General features: G+C 66.0%; 19 protein-coding genes and 1 riboswitch. Of the genes, 8 read left to right on the forward strand and 11 right to left on the reverse strand.

The window, feature by feature from the left end; all coding sequences use genetic code 11:
• Positions 1-95 precede the first annotated feature (95 nt).
• Entirely contained in the window at positions 96-1844 is a 1749-nt protein-coding gene (locus ACZ5MJ_RS19330) for a class I adenylate-forming enzyme family protein (RefSeq protein ID WP_464225221.1), read from the forward strand.
• A 52-nt stretch (positions 1845-1896) separates the two neighbouring features.
• A complete protein-coding gene (locus ACZ5MJ_RS19335) occupies positions 1897-2736 on the forward strand; it encodes an acid phosphatase (protein WP_464225223.1) in 840 nt (279 codons plus the stop codon).
• 29 nt (positions 2737-2765) lie between these two features.
• Here ACZ5MJ_RS19335 and ACZ5MJ_RS19340 read toward each other — a convergent pair whose 3' ends face one another.
• The 3 genes from ACZ5MJ_RS19340 to ACZ5MJ_RS19350 all read right to left on the reverse strand — a co-directional run bounded on the left by ACZ5MJ_RS19340 (position 2766) and on the right by ACZ5MJ_RS19350 (position 4209).
• Positions 2766-3248 (reverse strand): CreA family protein, encoded by a 483-nt coding sequence (locus ACZ5MJ_RS19340; protein ID WP_464226682.1) that lies wholly within the window; start codon positions 3246-3248, stop codon positions 2766-2768.
• A 24-nt stretch (positions 3249-3272) separates the two neighbouring features.
• Entirely contained in the window at positions 3273-3758 is a 486-nt protein-coding gene (locus ACZ5MJ_RS19345) for an acyl-CoA thioesterase (protein WP_432260534.1), read from the reverse strand.
• A 169-nt stretch (positions 3759-3927) separates the two neighbouring features.
• The gene (locus ACZ5MJ_RS19350; RefSeq protein ID WP_010814166.1) at positions 3928-4209 is read right to left on the reverse strand and encodes an HU family DNA-binding protein; all 282 of its coding nucleotides are present in this window, start codon (positions 4207-4209) and stop codon (positions 3928-3930) included.
• A gap of 495 nt (positions 4210-4704) precedes the next feature.
• Between ACZ5MJ_RS19350 and ACZ5MJ_RS19355 the strand changes: the two genes are divergently transcribed.
• On the forward strand, positions 4705-5907 hold the full coding sequence (locus ACZ5MJ_RS19355; protein ID WP_464225226.1) for an ammonium transporter: 1203 nt from the start codon (positions 4705-4707) through the stop codon (positions 5905-5907).
• 215 nt (positions 5908-6122) lie between these two features.
• Positions 6123-6980 (forward strand): mechanosensitive ion channel family protein, encoded by an 858-nt coding sequence (locus ACZ5MJ_RS19360; protein WP_464225227.1) that lies wholly within the window; start codon positions 6123-6125, stop codon positions 6978-6980.
• A gap of 19 nt (positions 6981-6999) precedes the next feature.
• On the opposite strand, the gene ACZ5MJ_RS19365 is transcribed toward ACZ5MJ_RS19360, so the two are convergent.
• Positions 7000-8205 (reverse strand): Bcr/CflA family multidrug efflux MFS transporter, encoded by a 1206-nt coding sequence (locus ACZ5MJ_RS19365; RefSeq protein WP_464225228.1) that lies wholly within the window; start codon positions 8203-8205, stop codon positions 7000-7002.
• A gap of 391 nt (positions 8206-8596) precedes the next feature.
• On the opposite strand from ACZ5MJ_RS19365, the gene ACZ5MJ_RS19370 reads away from it, so the two are divergent.
• Positions 8597-9184, forward strand: a complete 588-nt coding sequence (locus ACZ5MJ_RS19370; protein WP_464225229.1) for a hypothetical protein — start codon at positions 8597-8599, stop codon at positions 9182-9184.
• Between the two features lie 109 nt (positions 9185-9293).
• On the opposite strand, the gene mdoH is transcribed toward ACZ5MJ_RS19370, so the two are convergent.
• From mdoH to ACZ5MJ_RS19385, 3 genes are all read right to left on the reverse strand, one after another.
• Entirely contained in the window at positions 9294-11903 is a 2610-nt protein-coding gene (gene mdoH, locus ACZ5MJ_RS19375; protein WP_464225230.1) for a glucans biosynthesis glucosyltransferase MdoH, read from the reverse strand.
• Positions 11876-13474, reverse strand: a complete 1599-nt coding sequence (locus tag ACZ5MJ_RS19380) for a glucan biosynthesis protein G (RefSeq protein ID WP_464225232.1) — start codon at positions 13472-13474, stop codon at positions 11876-11878. The genes mdoH and ACZ5MJ_RS19380 overlap by 28 nt, the downstream gene beginning before the upstream one ends.
• A 381-nt stretch (positions 13475-13855) precedes the next feature.
• Entirely contained in the window at positions 13856-14227 is a 372-nt protein-coding gene (locus ACZ5MJ_RS19385) for a hypothetical protein (protein WP_464225233.1), read from the reverse strand.
• Positions 14228-14424: 197 nt separating this feature from the next.
• On the opposite strand from ACZ5MJ_RS19385, the gene ACZ5MJ_RS19390 reads away from it, so the two are divergent.
• On the forward strand, positions 14425-14847 hold the full coding sequence (locus tag ACZ5MJ_RS19390; protein WP_464225234.1) for an RT0821/Lpp0805 family surface protein: 423 nt from the start codon (positions 14425-14427) through the stop codon (positions 14845-14847).
• 327 nt (positions 14848-15174) lie between these two features.
• On the opposite strand, the gene ACZ5MJ_RS19395 is transcribed toward ACZ5MJ_RS19390, so the two are convergent.
• The 3 genes from ACZ5MJ_RS19395 to ribB all read right to left on the reverse strand — a co-directional run bounded on the left by ACZ5MJ_RS19395 (position 15175) and on the right by ribB (position 16862).
• Positions 15175-15402 (reverse strand): hypothetical protein, encoded by a 228-nt coding sequence (locus ACZ5MJ_RS19395; protein ID WP_464225235.1) that lies wholly within the window; start codon positions 15400-15402, stop codon positions 15175-15177.
• Positions 15403-15565: 163 nt separating this feature from the next.
• Positions 15566-16075 carry a surface-adhesin E family protein gene (locus ACZ5MJ_RS19400; protein WP_464225236.1) on the reverse strand — a complete coding sequence of 170 codons (510 nt, stop codon included), beginning with the start codon at positions 16073-16075 and terminating at the stop codon, positions 15566-15568.
• A 103-nt stretch (positions 16076-16178) separates the two neighbouring features.
• Positions 16179-16862, reverse strand: coding sequence for a 3,4-dihydroxy-2-butanone-4-phosphate synthase (gene ribB / locus ACZ5MJ_RS19405; protein WP_464225237.1), 684 nt, complete (start codon positions 16860-16862; stop codon positions 16179-16181).
• A gap of 172 nt (positions 16863-17034) precedes the next feature.
• A riboswitch (FMN riboswitch) is annotated at positions 17035-17193 on the reverse strand.
• A gap of 369 nt (positions 17194-17562) precedes the next feature.
• Here ribB and ACZ5MJ_RS19410 point away from each other — a divergent pair.
• Positions 17563-18051: an acyloxyacyl hydrolase gene (locus ACZ5MJ_RS19410; protein WP_464225238.1), complete on the forward strand. Its 489-nt coding sequence runs from the start codon at positions 17563-17565 to the stop codon at positions 18049-18051.
• Here the strand turns inward: ACZ5MJ_RS19410 and ACZ5MJ_RS19415 are convergent.
• Positions 18026-18919: a helix-turn-helix domain-containing protein gene (locus tag ACZ5MJ_RS19415; protein WP_464225239.1), complete on the reverse strand. Its 894-nt coding sequence runs from the start codon at positions 18917-18919 to the stop codon at positions 18026-18028. The genes ACZ5MJ_RS19410 and ACZ5MJ_RS19415 overlap by 26 nt on opposite strands.
• A 393-nt stretch (positions 18920-19312) precedes the next feature.
• Here ACZ5MJ_RS19415 and ACZ5MJ_RS19420 point away from each other — a divergent pair, with 393 nt between their 5' ends.
• The gene (locus ACZ5MJ_RS19420; protein WP_464225240.1) at positions 19313-21646 is read left to right on the forward strand and encodes a type VI secretion system Vgr family protein; all 2334 of its coding nucleotides are present in this window, start codon (positions 19313-19315) and stop codon (positions 21644-21646) included.
• The last annotated feature ends 32 nt before the right edge of the window (positions 21647-21678 follow it).

Here is a 21678-nt window from a genome sequence, read left to right on the forward strand (position 1 = left end):
TCTGACGCAAGCGTTGCGCGGGCGCCGGCCGTGGCCGGCGCCCGCCGCTTTCCTGCATTTCCCCCAACCTGCAGTGCAGTTCCGGGAGGCAGTCCATGTCAAGCAATCCGCAGTCGGCCGGCACCTGGCCGGTCATGTCCCTGGCCGAGGCCCACGCCCGGCTTACCGCGCCCGGCGCGCCGTTCGAAACCGAAACGCGCGTGATCCGCGGCATCCCCACCACGGTCTGGAAGAACGCACCGCCCACGCTGCGCGAACTGCTGCTGGCCACGCGCACGTTTGCCGGGCGCACCTTTGTGGTCTACGAGGATGAGCGCGTCTCCTACGACGCCTTCCTGCGCGCCGCCATCGCCATGGCCCATGCGCTGGTGCGCGATGGCGTGCGCAAGGGCGACCGTGTGGCCGTGGCCATGCGCAACCTGCCGGAATGGCCGGTGGCATTCTATGGCGCGCTGCTGACCGGAGCCATCGTGACGCCGCTCAATGCCTGGTGGACCGGCCAGGAGCTGGAATACGGGCTGGCCGATTCGGGCAGCCGCGTGGCGATTGTCGATGCCGAACGGCTCGACCGCATCCTTGAACACCTGCCAGGCTGCCCGGCGCTGGAACGTATCTACGTATCGCGTGCCGGCGCCACGCTGGCAGATCCGCGCGTGACGGCGCTGGAAAGCGCGATCGGGCCATCGTCGGGCTGGGCGTCGCTGCCGGACCAGCCGTCGCCGCAGGTCGATATCGATTCCGACGACGACGCCACCATTTTCTACACCTCGGGCACCACCGGCAAACCCAAGGGTGCCCTCGGCACCCATCGCAACTCCACCACGGTGGCGGTTGCCGGCAGCTTCAGCCCGGTCCGCAACCTGCTGCGCCGGGGCGAGCCGATTCCCGCCCCGGACCCCGCCGCGCCGCAAAAGGCCATGCTGCTGGCGGTGCCGTTCTTTCACGTCACCGGCTGCATGGCGGCCCTCAACGGCGCCATCGCCACCGGCGGCAAGATCGTGCTGATGCATCGCTGGGACGCCTTGCGCGGCATGGAACTGATCGAGCGCGAGCGCTGCACCGCGGCCGGCGGCGTGCCCACCATCGCGTGGCAGATCCTGGAGCATCCGGAGCGCAGCCGCTTCGACCTGTCTTCGCTGGAGAACGTGAACTACGGCGGCGCGCCGGCCTCGCCCGAACTGGTACGGCGCATCGGCGAGGTATTCCCGCTGGCCGCCCCCGGCATCGGCTGGGGCATGACGGAAACCTCATCCACCTTCACCAGCCACAGCGCCGAGGAATACGTGCTGCGCCCGGACAGCAGCGGCCCGGCACTGCCCATCGGCGAGATGAAGGTGGTCGACGGACACGGCCAGGCGCTGCCGCCCGGCGAAACCGGCGAGCTGATGGCGCGCGGCGCCAATGTCGTGCGCGGCTACTGGAACAAGCCCGAGGCCACCGCGCAGACCTTTGTCGATGGCTGGCTGCGCACCGGCGACATTGCGCGGCTGGACGAAGAAGGCTACGTTTATATCGTCGACCGGATGAAGGACATGCTGATCCGCGGCGGCGAGAACATCTACTGCATCGAAGTCGAAAGCGCGCTGTACGAGCATCCCGCAGTCATGGACGCCTCGGTGGTTGGCCTTGCGCACAGGACGCTGGGCGAAGAGCCAGCCGCCGTGGTCAGCCTGAAGCCTGGCATACACGTGACCGAAGCCGAGCTGCAGGATTTCGTCGGCGAACGGCTGGCGGCATTCAAGGTGCCGGTGCGTATCTTGATCTACCACGAGATGCTGCCGCGCAATGCCAATGGCAAGATCATGAAGTCGAACCTGCGCAAGCTGTTCGACGCGGCGGCTTAAGCTGGAATCGAGACAAGCCGGAATCGACACAACAACAAGGATCGACAAATTGATGGAGCAAGCGAAGCGGAAACCGACCCTGTCCAACCCCGGGCGGGCCATCAGCGCCGTGGCGCTATCCGCGCTGCTGGCAGGCTGCGCCGCCGGGGGCACCAACCTGTCCGCGGTGCCGGAACTGCGCCCGGGCGTGCCGGCCGGCTACCTGGCGGCCGACGCGCGCCCGGACAGCCTGAAGCTGTTGCCCGCGCCGCCGGCGCAGGGCTCGGCCGCGCTGGCGCTGGATGTGGATGCGGCGCGGCAGGCCGGCACGCTGCACGGCTCGCCCCGTTGGCAAATGGCTGGCGAGGATGCCGTGCTGACGTTTCCGCAGGCCGCCGGCGCCTTCTCATGCGCGCTGGGCGTGCCGGTCAGCGAGAAGGAGACGCCATACCTGAACATCCTGCTGCGCCGCAGCCTGGTCGATGCCGGCCTGTCCACGTACAAGGCCAAGGACCACTACCAGCGCACCCGCCCCTTCGTGGCCAACAAGACCCAGATGTGCACGCCGGCCGAGGCCGCCAAGCTGGAAAAGGATGGCTCCTACCCGTCCGGCCACAGCGCCATTGGCTGGGCCTGGGCACTGATCCTGACGGAAGTCGAGCCGGCACGCGCCAATGAGATCCTGGCGCGCGGGCGTGCCTTTGGCCAGAGCCGCGTCGTGTGCAACGTGCACTGGCAGAGCGATGTCAACGAGGGCCGCATGATGGCCGCGGCCACCGTGGCGCGGCTGAATGCCGATCCCACCTTCCGCGCCGACCTGGAACAGGCCCGCCGTGAAGTGGCGGCGGCACGCGCCAGCGGCGCGCGGCCGTCGCGCGACTGCCAGGCGGAAAGCGCGGCGCTGGCGCCCTGATACGCTCGTATCCGCCCATAACCGAAGGGCTATTTCACGGGGATCACCGTGCCGGCCGGCACCGGCACGGCGGTCACGCTGTTCTGCGGGCTGCCGGTGACGATGCGATCGGAATACGTCAGGTACACCAGCGTATTGCGCTTGCGGTCGACGGCGCGCACCACGTGCAGCGCCTTGAACAGGATCGACATGCGCTCGGAGAAGACGTTGTCCTGCTGCCTGATCGGCCCCTTGAAGCTGATGGTGCCGACCTGCCGGCAGGCGATCGAGGCCTCCGGCGGGTCTTCCGCCATCCCCAGCTGGCCCTTGATCCCGCCAGTACGGGCACGCGACACGTAGCAGGTAATGCCGTCCACCTGCGGGTCGTCATAGGCCTCGATCACGACCTTGTCGGATCCCGTCACGCGGAAATTAGTGCTGACGCTGCCGATTTCCTCGGCATTGGCGCCCGTGGCCGCGGCCACGCAGGCAGCGGCCAGGATGGCACGGATGTGGTTGCGATGGCGCTTCATGGCTCGATCGGGATTCATCGATACTCAGTTCACCGACGCCTTGATATCGTCGTGGCGCTTTTCCATTTCCTGGCGCAGCGCGCGGCGCTGCTGCGCGGCGGCAAAGCGCTGGCGCTCCGCCTCGTCGCGCGGCTCCAGCGGCGGCACCTCGGCCGGGGTGCCGTTGTCGTCCACGGCCACCATGGTGAAGTAGCAGCTGTTGGTATGGCGCACCAGCTTGCTGCGGATGTTCTCGGTCACCACCTTGATGCCGATTTCCATCGAGCTGCGGCCGGTGTAGTTGACCGAGGCCAGGAAGGTCACCAGCTCGCCCACGTGGATGGGCTGGCGGAACACCACTTGGTCAACCGACAGCGTAACCACGTAGCGGCCGGCGTAGCGGCTGGCACAGGCGTAGGCCACCATGTCCAGGTACTTGAGGATGGTGCCGCCGTGGACGTTGCCGGAGAAATTGGCCATGTCCGGCGTCATCAGCACGGTCATGGAAAGCTGGTGGGACAGGTCGTTCATGATGCGGGATACAAAGATTGCGGGGGCGGAATTGCCGGCATGGGGGCGCCGGCAGTTTAACCCGGATCTCCGCCATTGTTGCCGGCGGCAACGCCGTCCGGCAAACCATGCCGCCAACAAAAAAAAGCGGCCTGCCAGGCCGCTTCTTTCACTTTGGACGCAAAACTGCTTACTTCTTCTTGTTCACCGCGTCCTTGAAACCCTGGCCGGCCGAGAACTTGACCGTCTTGGCGGCCGGAATCTTGATGGTTTCGCCGGTACGCGGATTGCGGCCGGTACGGGCAGCGCGCTTGCCGGCGCTGAAGCTGCCAAAGCCCACCAGCGTCACCGAATCACCCTTTGCCACTGCCTTCTTGATACTGTCCAGCGCTGCGTTGAGCGCACGCTCGGCGGCGGCATTGCTCAGTTCTGCTTCCGCGGCGATGGCCGATACCAGTTCACCTTTATTCATGGCTGATTTCCCTTGTTGGTCGTCGTCACCGATGTGCGCGCCTCGCAGCAAGCCATCGATCGGCGCAGTCTAATCTGCCCGTTGCGCGTTGAGCAATCCCCAGTGGCACCAATGCGACAAAAAAACCCGCAAATCCTTGCTTGAGGCCGGTTAGCGGGCATTTTCCCACGCTGTTTCCGCTTGCCAGATGTCAGCTTTGCCGTGGCCGGGCCGTACCCGCCCGGGCAGCGGCCACAATCGCCAAGCATAGGACAAATGCCCACAAATGGGGCAACGCACCACAATGGGTCGGTGCTGCCGGGTCGGGAGGCTCCATTCTGGCGCATCCGGACTCCGGCAAATGCCTGGCCCCCCATGGGCTCCGCCCCGGGGAGCAGCCTGAGTGCGGCATTCCGGTGCGGTTTTTACCCAGCACGGTGCAATCGGCACCACGATGCAGCTCTCTCTGGAACGCTTTTTGCATACCCATGCGCCCATTTTGAGCATGAGGTCACTATGGACAACTGGAAGACCGGCACCGACGCCTTGTTTATCCTTCTTGGCGCCATCATGGTGCTGGCCATGCACGCCGGCTTTGCATTCCTGGAGCTCGGGACGGTGCGCAAGAAGAACCAGGTCAACGCGCTGGTAAAGATCCTGGTGGATTTTGCGGTTTCCACCATCGCCTACTTCTTTATCGGCTACACCATTGCGTACGGGGTGCAGTTCTTTTCCGGCGCGGAAACACTGGTCCAGAAGAACGGCTACGAACTGGTCAAGTTCTTTTTCCTGGCGACATTTGCCGCGGCCATTCCGGCGATTATCTCGGGCGGTATTGCCGAGCGTTCGCGCTTCAATCCGCAACTGGTCGCCACGTTCGTATTGGTGGGCTTTGTCTACCCGTTCTTCGAAGGCATTGCCTGGAACCAGCGCTACGGCGTGCAGGACTGGATCGCGCACGTGGCCGGCGCGCCCTTCCACGACTTTGCCGGCTCGGTGGTGGTCCACGCGCTGGGCGGCTGGATCGCGCTGCCCGCGGTGCTGCTGCTGGGTGCGCGGCGCGGGCGCTACCAGAAGGATGGCCGCATCAGCGCCCATCCGCCGTCGAACATTCCCTTCCTGGCGCTGGGTGCCTGGGTGCTGGCCGTGGGCTGGTTCGGCTTCAACGTGATGAGCGCGCAGACGGTCGACAAGATCAGCGGCCTGGTGGCGATCAACTCACTGATGGCCATGGTCGGCGGCACGCTGGCGGCCTGGGCGGCCGGGCGCAATGACCCGGGCTTTTCCTACAACGGCCCCCTGGCCGGGCTGGTGGCGGTCTGCGCGGGTTCGGACCTGATGCACCCGCTCGGCGCGCTGGTCACCGGTGCGGTGGCGGGCGCCCTCTTCGTCTATATGTTCACGCTGGCGCAGAACAAATGGCATATCGATGACGTGCTCGGGGTCTGGCCGCTGCACGGGCTCTGCGGTGCCTGGGGCGGCATTGCCGCGGGTATTTTCGGCGCCAAGGCGCTGGGCGGACTGGGCGGCGTGTCGCTGGGCGCGCAGGCGCTCGGTACCGTGCTCGGCATCGTGGTGGCGCTGGTCGGCGGCACGCTGGTATACGGCACCCTGAAAAAGCTGGTTGGCATCCGGCTCGATGCCGAGGGCGAATTCAACGGTGCCGACCTGACGCTGCACCGGATCTCAGCAACCCCCGAGCGGGAAACCAACTGGTAATGCCCGTCAGCGCTATCTGATATCAACAGACAAGCTGCGCAACGCAGCTTGTCTTAACAATTATTTGCTTGCACTTCCCGGCACGGCGTCTCAATAATTGCCGTGCCACGTATTGCGCCGCAACAGCGCGCAGGGCTCTCACGCAGCAGCCGGCTGGTTTGAGGGAGGTTGGGTCGGCGGCTGGCCGGTTACACCAACACGAAAGGAATACGCCGATGGATGCCTCTACCTTTGACAACCTCAAGACCCTGGTTGTCAGCTACGCGACAGAATTCGGAGTAAAGATCCTGGCGGCCCTTGCCTTCTGGGTCGTCGGCCGCTGGCTGATCCACTTTGTCGTGCGCATGGTGCAGAACGCGCTCGGCAAGCAGAAGGTCGATCCCACGCTGCTGCGCTATGTCGGCTCGATCGTCACCGTGACGCTGAACGTGGTGCTGGTGATTGGCATCCTCGGCTTCTTCGGCATCCAGACCACCACCTTCGCCGCACTGATCGCCGCCGCGGGCGTGGCCATCGGCATGGCCTGGTCGGGGCTGATGGCGAACTTCGCCGCCGGCGCCTTCCTGGTGGTACTGCGTCCGTTCAAGGTGGGCGACTTCGTGACGATCGGCGGGGTGACCGGCACCGTGCGCGAGATCGGCCTGTTCGCGACCTCGCTCGACACGCCGGACAATGTCCAGACCGTGGTCGGCAACAACAAGATCTTCGGCGACACCATCCAGAACTTCACGGCCAACCCGTACCGGCGCGTGGACCTCAAGGCGCAACTTGCCGGCAGCACCGACGCGGTCGATGCGGCAGCGCTGCTGAAGGCCCGGATCGCGGAGATCCCGAACGTGCTGGCCGAGCCCGCGGTCGACGTCGAGATCCTGGAGTTCACGCTGGTCGGCCCGGTGCTGGCGGTGCGCCCCCACTGCCACAACGACCACTACTGGCAAGTCTATTTCGACAGCAACCGAGTTATCCGCGAGTGCTTCGGCCAGGCCGGCTATGCCGCACCGATGCCGGCGCAGATGGTGGTGGTGCAACAGGCTGCCGCGCAGCAGGCCGCCGCCGCGCAACAAGCGGCCTGACGACAGCTCACAGCCGGTATCAGCGCGCGCCGGAGCGCCCGTAGTAGCGCATCAGCACCGCACCGGCGCCGCATGCCGCCATCACCACGCCCAGCGGCAGCGCGGTGCCGTCGCGCCATACGCTGACCGCCGCGCCGCCGAGCGTGCCGAGTGAAAACTGCAGCGTGCCCATCAGCGCCGAGGCCGTGCCGGCGCGGTGGCCCTGATGGGCGAGCGACAGCGCCGACGCGTTCGGCGATACGCAGCCGAGCGCGCCGATAAAGATGAAGAAGCCGGCCAGCAGCACCGGCAACACCGCCGCGCCCGCGAGCGCGGCAACCGCCAGCGCCAGGCCCGCGGCAAAGGCCGCCAGCAGCGCGCCGCCCAGCACATGATCGAGCGAGCGCCCACGCACCAGCCTGGCGTTGAGCTGCGACATCGTGATCAGCCCCAGCGCATTGGTGCCGAATACAAAGCCGTAGTGCGACGGCGCAATGCCGTGCAGTTCGATCAGCACGAACGGCGAGCCGGAGATATACGCGAACATGCCCGCCGAGCCGAAACCCGCAGACAGCGAATAACCCAGGAACTCCCGATCGCGCAGCAGTTCCGCGTAGCTCTTCGCCACGGTGCCGAGCCGCAGCGGCGCCGCATGGCGCCGGTCCAGCGACTCTTCCATGCGCAGGTGGACCAGCAGCAGGATCAGCAGCCCGGCCCCCGCCAGCACCCAGAAGATCGCGCGCCAGCCCGACACGGTGAGTATGGCGCCGCCGATGATCGGGGCCAGGATCGGCGCGACCCCCATCACCAGCATCAGCGACGAGAACGCGCGCGCGGATTCATGCGCCTCCAGCCGGTCGCGAATCACCGCGCGCGCCATCACCATGCCGGCGCAGCCGCCCAGTGCCTGCAGGAAGCGCCATAGCATCAGCGACTCCACGTTGCGTGCCAGCGCGCAACCGACGGCGGCCAGCACATAGAGGCACAGCCCGACGTAGAGCGGCGGCTTGCGCCCGAAGCGGTCGCTGAACGGGCCATAGAAGGCCTGGCCGAGCGCCAGCCCGACCAGGAACGTACCGAGCGTCAGCTGGACCTGGCCGATGTCGACGCCAAGATCGCCCGCCAGCGCCGGAAAGCTCGGCAGGTACATGTCGATCGACAGCGGCGCGATCGCCATCAGCGAGCCGCAGATCAGCAGCCAGGCAGGAAAACGCGCCGAAGAGGCAGCGCTCGGGGAATGAGGCATGGGAGACAGTATCCGGGCAATGGCGTTGTCCTGCGCGGCCGGTCCGCACAGGCAACCCCTGCAAAGGCGCAATTGTTGCACACGATAACGAAAGCAGCCCGGCGCCGGAGTTCAGCGTTTTGAAACAGTCGTTCAGAAAAACTGCCCTGCCAGATTGCCCCTGTCAAAGTCGGGTCCGATGAAGCTGGCAAGCCTGGCGGTATTGGTGAATAGTGGTGTCATGGCCTCGCGGTCATGGCCTCAACAAAAACAGCGTTGCCTGGGTCATTGCCTGGGGCGCGGCTTTCATGTGCGGCAAGGTGGAGGGTACAATGCCAGCCTGTCGGCGTAAGACTCGCCGTCGGCCTCGCAGAGAGGGACGACCGTATCAGTCCCGGCAACGTTAGCCTGCATGAGAATACGACACACGCCGCTTTCCGCTTCGCTTGGCCTGGCCGCACTTGCGGCCGCGCTGCTGTTGCCGCTGCCCCTGACGGCCTGGGCCGCGTCGGCGCAGTTGCGCAACGCCGCAGCCTCGGTGCCTGCCCCCGTGATCGATGAAGCCGACCCTTTGTCGCGCATGCTCAAGGGCGCCGCCACCGGCCAGAACACCGGCGCCGCCGGCGTGCCCGAACTGCTGCGCAACACCACGCGCCCCGACAACGTGCTGGCGCGCGCCTGCCGCCAGCTCAACGACGCCCTGCCGATCGAGATCGACGGCGAGACGCGCCTGCGCCGGTGCCAGTCGATTCCGGGCAAACACGTGCTGTTCCAGCTGGAACTCACCAACTACCGCGGGCCGATGCTGGACCTGGCCAGCTTCGAGGTCAACTACGCCGCGCCATTGCAGCGCAATATCTGCGCGAACCGCGACGTCGAGATCCTGACCAAGCTTGGCGTCAGCCTGATGTTCCGCTACATGACGCGCAAGGACCGCGGCGAGCGCCGCATCGGCGACGTCTATATCAACGCCCCCATCTGCACGGCCGCGCTGCGTTAAGACGCCAACACAAACAAGAATCGGTTGCATCTGAAGCAGCCCGCCACGCCGCCCGCGCAATGAACAACGGCCCGCATCTGCGGGCCGTTGTTGTTCCGGACAGCTTCGGTCAGGCAGCGCGCGGGCGCAGCGGCAGCACGTTGGCGGCACGCCGCACCAGGATGCGCGTGTCCTTCCAGCCCGCGTCGGCCAGCGGCGAGCCCCACACCAGCTCATGCAGACGCGCCAGCGCGAACGGATTGCCCAGCAAGACATGCTTCTGCGCGGGCGTGAGCGCGCGCGGGCCGTGCGTGAGCGCATGCTGGACCAGCGACTCGTGGCGCGTGCGCGTCGGCTCCGGCTGGACCATGCGCGGCGTGGCGGTCGCGCACATCAGCGCATTGGTGACCGGGTCCACCACGGCATCGACGAAGTCCGGTGTCTCGGCTGCGTTTTCGACATGTTGCTGGGTCTCGACGATCTCGCGCGGCACCAGCGTTTCCTCGGGGATCATGAACAAACCCGCGTTGCGCGAGGCACGGCCCAGCGACACGCGCGACAGCATCACCGACAGCGGGATCGACAGCGCCAGCGAACCGACGATCGGCAGCAGCCACAGCACATAGGCCGGGTTCAGCCAGTAGACCAGTCCGCCCCATGCCAGCCCAAGCGCCGTATGCCACCCGTGGCGGCGGAAGGCTTCGCCCCAGGTGGTCTCGGCGTCTTCGCGCGGGGGCGACTTCCAGGAGATGCCCCAGCCGCTGTACGCGGCGATCACGAACTTGGTATGGAACAGCATGCGCGTGGGCGCCAGCAGCGCGGACAGCAGCACTTCGATCAGCATGCTGGCAAAGAGCTGGACCGCGCCGCCGTAGCGCCGCGCCTGCTTCATCAGTAGCACCACGCTCGCCAGCTTGGGCAGGAACAGCAGCGTGGCGGTGGCCGAGAACAGCGCCAGCGCCTTTTCCGGATGCCATTCCGGCCAGGTCGGGAACAGCTGGTATTGCTGCGTGAAGTATTCCGGCGGCACCAGCGCGTGCTTGGCCAGCATCGCGGTGGACAGCAGCAGGAACAGCAGCCACAGCGGTGCCGACAGGTAAGCCATGATGCCGGTCAGGAACACCGCGCGGTGCACCACGTGAAAGCCCTGCTTGAGCCACAGCCGGAAATTCATCAGGTTGCCCTGGCACCAGCGGCGATCGCGCTTGACCTCGTCCAGCAGGTTGGGCGGCAGTTCCTCGTACGAGCCTTCCAGGTCGTAGGCGATCCACACGCCCCAGCCGGCACGACGCATCAGCGCGGCTTCGACAAAGTCGTGCGACAGGATTTCGCCCGACAGCGGGCCGCGGCCGGGCAACGGCGCCAGCGCGCAGTGTTCGATGAACGGCTTGACGCGAATGATGGCGTTGTGGCCCCAGTAGTGCGACTCACCGAGCTGCCAGTAGTGCAGGCCGGCCGTGAACAGCGGGCCATACACGCGCGTGGCGAACTGCTGCACGCGGGCATAGAGGGTCTCGCGGCCCACCGCCAGCGGCGCGGACTGGATGATGCCGGCGCCGGGGTTGGCTTCCATCAGCCGCACCAGCGTGGCCAGGCAGTCCCCGCTCATCACGCTGTCGGCATCGAGCACCACCATGTAGCGGTACTTGCTGCCCCAGCGGCGGCAGAAGTCGGCCACGTTGCCGGTCTTGCGCTTCACGCGGTGGCGGCGCCAGCGGTAGAAGATGCGACCGAAGCCGCCGACGGCGCGGCACAGTTCCATCCACGCATCATGCTCGGCGGTGCGCAGGTCAGGGTTGCCGCTGTCCGACAGCACGATGAAGTCGAAACTGGACAGATGCGGGGTGCGCGCCAGCGATTCATAGGTGGCGCGCAGGCCCGCGAACACGCGCGTCACGTCCTCATTGCAGATCGGCATGATGATCGCGGTGCGCGCCTCGGGCACGATCGGCCCATCCGGAGCGGCGGAGCGCGAGATCAGGTGCCGGTCGCCGCCCTTGGCCAGCACCAGGAAGCCCATCATCGCGGTCCAGAAGCCGGCCGATACCCACGAGAACAGGATGGCGAACAGCACCAGGATGGCAATTTCCAGCGGGTCCGTGCCGTGGTACGGCAGCACATTGGTCATGAAGTACGTGGCCAGCACGGTCTGCATCACGACCAGGCCCAGCAGGAACCAGCGGCGGTGCGAGCCTGCCGGGTGCCATTTGCCTTCGGCGTCGGGGCCGTCATGCAGCGTGTCCCAGGTCTCGGGCACGGGCGGGCGGCCCAGCATGCGGCGCCAGGTATTGCGCAGCCAGCCCGTGACGATATGCGGCGGCCACTGGCGCGGCACCATCGAGCTGCGCTCGGGTTCGGGGCCGGTATCGACTTTCACGGTGCCGTCTTCGCGCCGCTGCAGCAGCGGCGCGCCGTCAACCTGCGGATTGCCATACGCAAGGGTGAAGCGCCGGCCCACTGACGCATACGCGCTGCTGCCCTGCGCCGGTGGCGTGTCCCTGGCGGCCAGGCGCGCCTGCAGGCGCGAGATCGCTTCCTGCGCGTCGCGCCCGTCTACGGTGACGGGGATCACCGGGGCAACGGAAGTCACCGGCACGACCGGTGCGGCGGCCATGCCGGGGCCGTCCGCCAGCAGTTCGCTGCGCACTTCAGGCGATACGGGCAGGCGGTCGACATAGCGCTCGCATGCCGCCGCCTGGGCCGGTCGCTGCTTTAGCCTGGGGGTAAGATGTAGCTCCACGTCTCGGACAGGGTTGTATTGCCGTTGCGAAGATAGCCGCGCAACTCTACCGGCTTGGTTTCGTCCTTGCGGCGCATCACCATGGTCATGCGCCAGCCGCCGGTCGCATCATTGCGTTGCACCGACGTTTTCAGCAGTTCACCGTTGGCATCGGCCGAAACCACCGGGTCGATGCGCACGTCCGCCGGCAGCTTGCGGAAGGCCGGGCCTTCGAAGTCCACCACCAGCGAAAAGCTCGTGTCCTCCTTGTCGCGGGTCTGGCCCTGGCCCAGGCGGGTCTGGGTCACCCACGACAGCGGCGGCTGTTGTTCGCCGTCCTTCTGCCACAGCAGCCGGTACTCATAGTCGAAGGGTTGCTTCGGCTTGGGCGGGTTGTCTGGCACCCAGTACGCGACGATGTTGTCATTGGTCTCGTCCGGCGTCGGGATCTGCACCAGCTCTACCCGGCCCGAGCCCCAGTTGCCGCGCGGCTGCACCCAGCCACTGGGCCGGCGCTCATACCAGGCGCCGATCTCCTGGTAATTGTTGAAGCTGCGGTCACGCTGCATCAGCCCGAATCCCTGCGGATTGGACGCCGCGAACGAGGTCACCAGCAGGCGCTTGGGATTGACCAGCGGACGCCAGACCCATTCGCCGGTGCCCAGCTGGATCGACAGGCCGTCCGAGTCATGCACCTCGGGCCGGAAATCCTGCGTGGCCGACGGCTGGTTCTCGCCGTACAGGAACATGCTGGTCAGCGGCGCCAGGCCCAGCTTGGTCACGTTCTCGCGCAGGTAGAGGCGCACCTTGACCTCCATCGCGGTCTCGGCGCCGGGCTTGATGGTGAAGCGGTACGCACCGCTCATGCGGCGCGAATCCATCAGCGCGTAGATCGTGATGTCCTTGGAATTGGGGCCCGGACGTTCGATCCAGTATTCGACAAAGCGCGGGAATTCCTCGCCCGAGTTGAGCGCGGTATCGACCGCCAGGCCGCGAGCCGACAGCCCGTACCACTGGTCCTTGCCGAGCGCACGGAAGTAGCTCGCGCCGAGGAACGACGCCAGTTCATCCTTGCGCTTGCCCTGGTTCAGCGGATACAGGATGCGGAAACCCGCATAGCCCAGCCCCTTGAGCTTGGCGGCATCGACCTTGTGCGGGCCGTAGTTGAACGCGGAAGGGTCAAAGCGAAATTCATGCACGCTGTTGCCCACCACTTCATGGATGCGCACGGGCTGGTCGAACACCATGCCTTCGTGGAAAAACGAAAGCTCGAACGGCGAGCGCGTGCCGCGCCAGGCAAAGCGCTCGGGCTTGTATTCGATCTCGCGGTAGCGCTCGTAGGAAAGCTCGCGCAGTTCGCGCGGCAGATTCTGCGGCGGCGCCTTGTAGGGCGCGACTGCCAACTGGCGCGCGCGCGCCGCGACCGTGTCGAAGTCGAACGCATGGGCCGCCATCGCGCACAGCGCCAGCACCCCGCCCCCGAGCCAGGCCGCGATCCGCACACCGGCCCGCGCCGCGCGGCGACGGGCACCCGGCCCGGCGGCGGGCAAGGTAAACGGTTCGGACAATCGTGGCGTGGCGATCTGTGACATGTATGCCAGGGTGAGCGGTTGAGTCGGCGTGACCGGCATCGGCGGTCAGAACGAAGGAGGACACAGCAAGAGGTGGGCCCAGCGCTGAGTGGCGAGACCCGGAAACGGGGAAGAACAGCCGGGGCAGACGTCCCGCGGGGCACTGTGTCCGGTTTGTTGCGATGCGCAATAAACCATAGCAATTTGAAACGTAGAAGTCACGTTTCGATCACGCAAGGTTTGAAACAAAATGTTGGCCAGGTTGCTCGAAAGCCGCTCCGGGCAAGGGTTTCCGGGCGCCGGGGTCACACCGCCCCGGGCGCCGGCGGGAACGGCACCTGCCGGCCGCGCTCGCCTGGCTGAGATCCGGGCCGGGTGGCACCCGACCTGGTTAACACACTGTTACTTTTTAGCGCCGTCGCTGTACGGATCGAACTTCCCACTCTTGGCGCCTTCGGAATACGGATCGAAATTGCCGCTCTTCATGCCGCCCTGGCTGTAGGAGTCAAAAGACTTCTGCGCGCCACCCTGGATCGGCTCCAGCTGGTCGGGACGCGCGCCCGGGTTCAGCGAGTTCGTGTTATCGCTTTTTGCGCCATCCGAGTACGGGCTGAATTTGTCCTGCTTGGCGCCGTCGGTGTAGGGATTGAACTTGTCCTGCTTGGCACCGTCGGTGTACGGGTTGAATTTATCGGTCTTGCCCGCGGTCTGTGCGTGCAACGTGCCGAAGGCGCAGGCGGCGGCCAGGCCGATGGTGAGGTAGCGCAGCTTCATGGGGATCTCCTCTCGCAGGTAAGGCGCCTGCCGTGTATAGGGCACAGCGTGCGCCGCTGCTGGCCAACGCAGCGCGCGGGGCAGCAATCAACGCTAGGTCAGGGCCAGGCAGGTGTCAACCGCCCCGCGCGCGCCGCGCACCCGCATTGCGCTTACAATGCCACCCAAACGCCACCACGACGCCATAAGGAATGGTCATGCTCCCTCGGCAATCCGACGCAATCGCCCGCCCCGCCCTGCGTACCGCCATCGCCGGCGCACTCGGTGCCGCCCTGCTGCTGGCAGCCGCCGCACCGGCGCAGGCGTACTTCGACAATTACCTGACCGGCACCATCATCGGCACGCTTAACGACAAGGAAGGCGCGTCGCTGGCCAAATCAGTACGCAAGGCGCTGAACGATACGGCCGATGGACAGGCCGTCGAATGGACCTTCCCGGCCGCCGGGCGCCGCCTGCAGGTCGACGGCACCATCACGCCGGTCGAAAGCAAGACCGACAAGGGCCAGTCCTGCCGGCGCCTGAAGTCGGACCTCAAGCGCGGCAGTGCCGAAGAGCACTGGAGCGGCTGGTTCTGCAAGCAGTCCAACGGGCAATGGAAGTCGCGCCACGTAGCTGAATAAGCGGCGCCGCGCCGCTCGCGCTCACGCCGTGTTCGGCGGCGCGCGATGCGTGACTGAGGTGGAAACCAGCAAAGCCGGTGCCGTGGCGACGCCGGCGGCAGACAAAAAAGAAGGAGGCCGAAGCCTCCTGTTTCGATCCGCCGGGCAGCCCTTGCCCTTTCCCCCCGGACAGCACGCAATGCGTGCCGCAAGGCTGCCCTATGCACGGCGGTCCCGCGCCCTGCCGGCGCGGCCAGCCTTTACTTGCTTGGCGGCATGGCCGTCACGAGCGCAGCCTGCGTCCCCGCTTGCCGGGGAGCCGTGCGCCCGCCGCCATTGGTAGCGCGCTCAGGCGCCTTTGTTTGTCATCGGGGCTTTGGTGTGGTTCTTCTTTTTCTTGGCGCTGGTCTTCTTGGCCTTGGCCTTGCCGCTGTCTGCCTTGGCCGGCGCGGCCTTGTCAGTCGACGCTGCTGCCGGCGCGGCCGGCGTGGCGGGCGCGGCCGGCGTTGCCGGTGCCTGCGCCATCGCGCCCGCGCCGAACATTGCCATCGACAGCATGACGATCCATTTCTTCATTTCCATCTCCTCGTTTGCCCTGCTGGTAGGGGTAGCAGCAATGCCTGCCACAACGGACGCCATTGGCTCGCGTCCCGTCATCAGCATCAACGAGGAGGGTTCGTTCGCCGTTGACCGGGACAAACCCTGAGATGGCACGATGGAGCGCCCTGCGGCGTTCAGTTCACCGGCACAGCTTGCGCAGCAGCTCCCCGGCGATCGTGCCGGGGCCGGCGACCTGGAAGGTGCCGTACTGCGGGGCGCGGATGGTATAGAGCGAGTCGCCGCGCGCAAAGCGCTTGCTATAGAGCGTCTGCTCGACCACGGCGAACATCGACGTGGCGCAGTTCAGCACCATGCGCTTGAGTGACGAGCGGATCGGGTCGCCGCTGGCGGTGCGGATCAGGCCGGACGGCGAATTGCGCATCACCACCACGCCGACTTCGGTGCCCTGGCGGCGCACCGCGGCCTGGTCGAAATAGGAGGTCAAGCCATTGGCGCCGATCAGGGGAAGCCAGCGCTGCGGATCAGGAGCGCCGGGATCGGGTGCGGCCGGGCGGGAGGCGGAAGCGGAAGCGATAGGAGCGGCGGACGGGGCCAGCGCGGCGCCGTCATCGGCATGCGCCAGCGGCACGGCCAGTCCGAACATGCAACCAGCCAGCGCGGCTGCGTGCCTAAAAAAGCGGAACGTCATGGAATCGCCCTCGTATAGACGGGAAAAATCGATCCGCATTGTCGCACAGGATGCATGCATTCCGGCAGGTTTGAGCGCCGCAATGCATGCTGGGAAGGCCTTTTCAGCCGTGCAGGCGCCGCCAGGCGACCAGGTCTTCGATGGTCAGCACCGGCAACCGGTACATCTCGGCAAAGGCCAGCGCCTCCGGGCGGCGCGCCATGGTGCCGTCCGGGTTCATCAGCTCGCACAGCACCGCGGCCGGCGACAGCCCGGCCATGCGGGCCAGGTCGACCGAGCCCTCGGTATGGCCGCGGCGCTCCAGCACGCCGCCGTCGCGCGCCACCAGCGGAAACACATGGCCGGGGCTGACCACCGCGTCGGCGCCCGCATCTTCGGCAATGGCCGCGCGGATGGTGGTGATGCGGTCGGCGGCACTGACGCCGGTGCTGACGCCCTCGCGAGCCTCGATCGACACGGTGAAGGCCGTGCCGTACTGGCTGCGGTTGTGCTCGACCATCGGCCGCAAGCCGAGGCTGCGCACCTTGCCCGTGGGCAGGCACAGGCAGACGATGCCGCTGCATTCACGGATCATCATGGCCATATTGGCCTGGGTCAGGCGCTCGGCGGCCAGGATCAGGTCGGCCTCGTTCTCGCGGTCGTCATCGTCGAGCAGCACGACCGGACGGCCTTCGCGCATGGCGTCCAGCGCCTGCGCGATGCGCACGGCCAGGGAACGGGCATCGGTATCAACGGCTAGATCCGCGGACACCTCGGGTGTAACAGCTTCGGTGGAAAGGCTAGACATGAAACGCTCCTGGTTCAGCAACAATGGGCGTTCCAGGGGAAGGATCAACGGAGCCGCAGCGCCTGCACGCCGCGCCAGAAGCGCACGCGCGAGCAACCATGCCCTGCGCAAGGCGCAAGGCAACGGCGAACCGCAAGGCCAGGCAAGACGCCAGGCCGCGCGGGCAAGCTCCGCCCATCTTCTTTCATCCGGACTATGACCGTCGGCCCTGGCCTCTCACCAGGTCTGCTGACCTCGCACGGGAATGCGAGCGCTCGCGGGCTCGCCGGACACGCACTGCGCGCCGCGGCATACCGCCGGTGGGGACTTTCACCCCGCCCTGAAGACGTAACGACACCGATGCGGCCATGCGGCCGGCACCGGACCGCGAATGTTAGCACGATTGTTACTGGTACTTTGTCGCCGTTGCTGCGCGGCGTCGGCCACACACGCGGTTGCTGCAATGTGTCGTGCCCTGTACTACAAATATGGGGGAGGAGGCACTGCATGTGGTGCCACCAGCGGCGGCCGCCCCAAGCCTTGCCTGACAACAACGCAGCATCTTTTCAACGTGCTCCCCATGCGCCGACCAGAACAAAAAGCCAGACAAGACAGCCGTGCGAGTAGTTTTTCTTTGCCCCCGACTTCACCCACCCACCGGCGCCGCTGGGCGCATCGCGCAGCGATCGCCGGACTGCTTGCCCTGCCCTGTTGCCTGTCTGTGCCAGCCCTCGCGGCACCCGCGGTGCAGCTTGGCTACGGCTTCGACGATTCCCACCACGTGCAGAAGGCGGAGGTCGCCATGCAGTGGGATTCAGGCTTTGCGTGGGGCAACCCGCAGGGCTGGCAGGTGGACCTGCAATGGGAGGTCAACGTTGCGCATTGGCGCAGCACCAGCGACAACAACCCGAACAACCTGTGGGAGTTCGGCGCCTCGCCGGTGGTGCGGGTCGCATGGTGGCGGCATACCTGGGTGCCCTTCCTGGAGTTGTCGGTCGGTCCGCGGCTGCTGACCAGCACACGTACCTCGGATGACCACAAGTTTTCCACCGCGTTCCAGTTTTCGGACTACGCCGGGCTCGGCGTGACAGTTGGAAAGGACCGGAGCTTTACCGCGGGCTACCGTTACCAGCACCTGTCCAATGCCGGCATCAAGGAGCCCAATCCTGGCACCGGCTTCCACGTCATCTACCTGCGCTACCGCTTCTGACGGACAGATGCCGCAGCCCGCTGTGCGTTTCGAACAGGGTGCGCGTGGCGTCGTCGGCCGGAAAGAAGCATTCGATGCGCAGTTCCTGCAGCGTGATGTCCTGCGGAATGCCGAGCGTGGTCAGCGTCGAGAACAGCGACGCCCGGAACGCGCCGGCATGCAGCACCACCGGCAGCAACGGCGGCGGCGGCCCATCGGCGCCGTCGTCCTCGGGCAGCAGCACGCCGCCCGGCCCCACCATGTCCGGATGCCAGTCGGCAATGCGCCCGAATATCTCGCGCGCGGTCTGGTCGTGCGCCTGCACCTGCAGTTCCTGCCAGACGCGCCGCAACAGGTAACGGCCGACCTGGCGCGCGTTTTCGATAACCGGCCACAGGCCGTCGGGGTCGAACACCGTCAGCATCAGGTTGATGCGGCGCGTGTCCTCGGCCAGCGACGCCGGCGGACGACCGCCCAGCAGCGTGTCGAGCATGCCGCGGTAGGCCGCATTGGCATCCACCAGGTTCCAGAAGCGGTCCAGCACCACGGCCGGGTATGGCTCCTGCTTGGCCAGGATCAGTGCGATCGCCTGCTGCACCATCTGCAGCGGCGGCGAGGCCAGCGCGTGCTCGCTGTAGGCCGGGGCAAAGCCGCTGGCCAATAGCAAGCGGTTGCGCTGGCGCAGTGGCACGCCCAGGCGCTCGGCCAGCGCCAGCACCATTTCGCGGCTCGGGCGGGCGCGCCCGGATTCAAGGAAGGAAATGTGCCGCTGCGACACCCCTGCGGCCAGCGACAGCGCCAGCTGGCTGTAGCCGCGCTTGCCGCGCCAGTAGCGCAGCAGGCCGGGGAAGTCGAGGGTGGCTTCTGAGGCGGGGGTCAGCGTTTCCATGCGTGGTATTACAGCATGGATGACGAGGGATGACGATTACCTGGCGGGTAATGATGGCAATTCAGGCAGCGCAGGCGCCCCGCCAGGCCCCGTCTGTGGTCGCCGTGACCCGCCGCGATGCTGCGCCAGCAACTCACAAGGTTGGTATTTCGACCTGACTGGTTCTGGACGCACTCGCCAACGCCGATGACTAACACGGAAGAGATACAACCGATATAGGACGTCTCCGATTTACGCGTAGACGTTGATGCAGGTTGAAAAGGTGTATCAGCGCCGTCCTTCAGTGTTTCCAGCCTTACGGAATGCGGCTAACTTGCGACGCGCGGGACCATGCGTCGCAGGATGCGTGTTACCTGCAGCAAGTTCGACAACGCTGACAACGGGGAGCACGCAATGGCGGATATGCCTGACGAACTGAGGACGAATGAAGATGCGCTGATCAAGGGACTGACCCGGCGGCAGGCTTACTTCCTTGAAGTATCCGGCATTGCAAGCGCCACCGCGCTGTCGGTGGTGTCGTTCGAGGCCGTGGAGCGGATAGGCGAGACTTATGCCGTGACCATCCAGCTTACCCACCCGCTGGAACTGGATCGCGCCGACTACCTCAACAAGGACGCAACCTTCCTGATTGACGGCGGCGATGGCAGCGAGCCGCGCAAGTTCGCGGGCTGCATCACGCGCTTCTCCAAGACCCGGCAGACCCGGGACTTCAGCGGCTACGAGGTCGTAGTCGAGCCGCTCGTCGCGCGATTGAAGCTCACGCGCGCCAGCCGCATCTATCAGCAGCAGACCGCCCCGCAGATCATCGAGGCAATCCTGCGCCGCCACGGCCTGAAGGGCCACCAGTTCGCCTTCAAGATTCGCCGCAAATATCCGCAGCACAGGTTCCGCATGCAGTACGAACTGCCTGATCTGGCATACATCCGACTGCTATGCGAACAGGAGGGACTCTACTTCTATTTCACCCCCGGCAAGTTTGGCGAGATGGTTGTGTTTGGCGACGACATCGACCACTACATTTACCAGCCGGAACTGCATGTACCCTATCGCGAGACGGCCGGGCTGGAATCCGGCAAGGAAGCGGTGTTCTCGCTAAGCATGCACGCGAAGACCATACCGGAATCATTCCGGGTTGCGGACTTCAACCCCGACAAGGCCTGGGAGCGCCCCACCGGCGAGGCCAACGTCGCGCGCAAGGAGAAGACGACCTACGGCCAGTCTTATGTCTTCGGCACTCACCACTTGGACTTCGAAGGGGCCAGGTGGGAGGCGCAATTGCGCCATGAGGCGGAGCTTGCCGGGCAGTTGATCTTCGCGGGCCAGAGTAACGTGCTGGCATTGTGCCCGGCACGCATCCTGCGCATGGACCGGGCGCTGCCCGATGCGCCCAACGGCCAGGTGATCACCGAGGTCATCCACAGCGGCGGGCGCGATGCCGCCTACCGCAATACTTACCAGGCCATTCCATGTGACCGGCGTTTCCGCCTGCCGATGGACGAAGCGAACTGGCCGCGCATTTCGGGCACGCTGAGCGCCCGCGTCACATCTCCCGGCCAGTACAAATACGCCTACCTCACACAAGAAGGCAGATATGTCGTCCGCTTCGACTTCGACTTTGATGAATGGCCCAACAGTGGCGAGAGCGTGCCGCTCGCGTTCGCCAAGCCGTTCGCGGGGGCAAACCAGACGGGCTTCCACTTCCCGCTGATCGATGGCACCTACGTGGACGTGGCCTTCCGCGACGGCAACCCCAACAAGCCGTACATCGCCCACGTGCAGCACAACAGCCAGCACGCCGACCTGATCACGAATCAGGACCGCTGGCTCTCGCGCAACGTCATCCGCACACAGGGCGACAGCAAATTCGAGATCGAGGATTGGGCGGGCGAGGAACACATCAAGTTCTCCACCGAGCATTCGGGCAAGAGCCAGCTGACCCTCGGCCACATCGTCAACGGCAAGCGACAGAAAAGAGGTGAAGGCTTTGAATTGCGCACCGATGCGCAAGGCGCGGTACGCGCAGGGGGCGGCCTGCTGCTGTCGGCAGATATCCAGCAGCGGGCGAATGGCAAGCAGAACGACACCGCCGCCGCGATGCGTCAGCTAACGCTCGCGCTGGAGCAGGCGCAGACGCTGGCTGATGCGGCCAAGCTCGCCAAGGCGGAGATTGCCGACCTGAGGGCCGAAAACGCCTGGCTCAAGGCGAGCGTAAACGAGTTGAAAGAGGCCGTCATGCTGCTGTCCGCACCAAAGGGCATTGCGGTCTCGACGCCGGATCGCGTCTCGGTGGGCGCGGGGAATGGCGTGAACGTGGCAACGGGCACCGGCTTTGCCGTCAGCGCGCTGAAGAATATCGCGATGGCCGCGGGAGATGCCCTGTCCCTGTTCGCGCATAGCCTGGGCATCAAGCTGTTTGCGGCACGCGGCAAGGTCCAGATTCAAGCGCAAAGCGATGAGCTTGTCATGTCAGCCCTGAAGGACCTCACCATTTCCAGCACGGACGGCAAGCTGAGTCTGACGGCGGACAAGGAAATCTGGATTGGCGCGGGTGGCTCCTATATCCGGATCAACGCCTGCCGTATCGAACAGGTGACGCCGGGCGACATGAGGGAGAAAGCCATGTCCTGGCAGCGGCAAGAGCCGGGCGCGGAGGTGCGGAAACCGTCCTTGCCTTATAGCACCGATCTGCCCGATACGGGGGCGCACGGCTCCCGCCACTCCGGCTAGTGGCGGAGATCACGCCGCGCGATTCCCTGAAT

Source organism: Cupriavidus sp. LA-1 (assembly GCF_055385985.1).